A 1,462-nucleotide genomic window follows, 5' to 3' on the forward strand; every position below is an offset into this window, starting at 1 on the left:
GGCCCGACAGGCTGTGAGACTGCGTCGCACCCGCGCACACGGCTGCCGGCGTGCGGGGGGCCGGTGATGTTGTCGTGAAGCATGCTATAAGAACCGCCACCGGCCGCAGCCCCCCCTGTGGCCGGCCACACCCCGCCAGCGGCCCCCTGTGCCGCTCTCGCTATCCGTGGAGAGAAGAATGGCCCCCGAACTGGCCCCGCGCTACGACCTTGTCCTCAAGGGCGGCTCTGTCGCCACGCCGGCGGGCCTTGCCGAGGCAGATATCGGCGTTCGCAGCGGCCGCATCGTCGCCATCGGCCCGATCAACGGCCCGGCCGGCGAAATTCTGGATGTGCGCGGTCTGACGGTGCTGCCGGGTGTGATCGACAGTCAGGTGCACTTCCGCGAACCCGGACTGGAGCACAAGGAGGATCTCGCCTCCGGTTCCCGCGCTGCCGTGATGGGCGGCGTGACGGCGGTGTTCGAAATGCCCAACACCAAGCCGCTCACCACCACGGCGGAAGCGGTCGCCGACAAGATCCGCCGTGCCAGCGGACGGATGTACTGCGACTTTGCCTTCTGGGTCGGCGCAACCGCCCAGAATATCGAGCAGATTCCCGAACTTGAGCGCCTTCCCGGAACCGCCGGCATCAAGATCTTCATGGGCTCTTCGACCGGCGACCTGCTGGTGGCCGATGACGAGACGCTGACCAGGGTGCTGTCAAAGACCCGCCGCCGCGTCGCCGTCCATGCCGAGGACGAAAGCCGGCTGGAAGCCCGCAAGCCGCTGCGCGAGCCCGGCAACCCGCTGTCGCACCCGGTCTGGCGCGATGCGGAAGCCGCGCTGCTGGCAACCCGCCGTCTCGTGACCATCGCCCGGGCCACCGGTGCGCGCGTGCACGTGCTGCACGTCTCCACCGCCGAGGAGATGGCGTTCCTCATCGACCATAAGGACGTCGCCTCCATCGAGGTCACGCCCCATCACCTGACGCTCGCCACCGACGAACACGGCCGCCGCCTCGGCACGCGGATGCAGATGAACCCGCCGGTGCGCGATTCGTCGGTGCGGGCCGCCCTGTGGCGCGCCCTCGACGGCGGCCTCGTGGACGTGCTGGGCTCCGACCACGCCCCCCACACGCTGGAGGAGAAGGCGAAGGCCTATCCGGATTCGCCCTCGGGCATGACCGGCGTGCAGACGCTGGTGCCGATCATGCTGGACCACCTCGCTCGCGGCCGGCTGACGCTGGCGCGCTTCATCGACCTCACCAGCGCCGGCCCGGCGCGGCTGTTCGGCATCACCACCAAGGGGCGCATCGCGCTCGGCTACGACGCCGACTTCACCGTGGTCGACCTGAAGCGGCAGCACATCATCAACAACGACTGGATTGCCTCCAAGGCGGCGTGGACGCCCTATCACGGCCAGATCGTCACCGGCTGGCCGGTCGGCACCATCATCCGCGGCCGCCGCGCCATGTGGGAAGGC

General features: G+C 69.4%; 1 protein-coding gene. It reads left to right on the forward strand.

Going from position 1 to position 1,462, the window contains the following annotated elements; genetic code table 11:
• Positions 1 to 190: 190 nt before the first annotated feature.
• The coding region (locus V7067_RS14310; protein ID WP_334176579.1) for a dihydroorotase at positions 191 to 1,462 on the forward strand (1,272 nt) is incomplete at its 3' end.

The organism is Pseudoxanthobacter sp. (assembly GCF_036822375.1).
Lineage (GTDB): Bacteria > Pseudomonadota > Alphaproteobacteria > Rhizobiales > Segnochrobactraceae > Pseudoxanthobacter.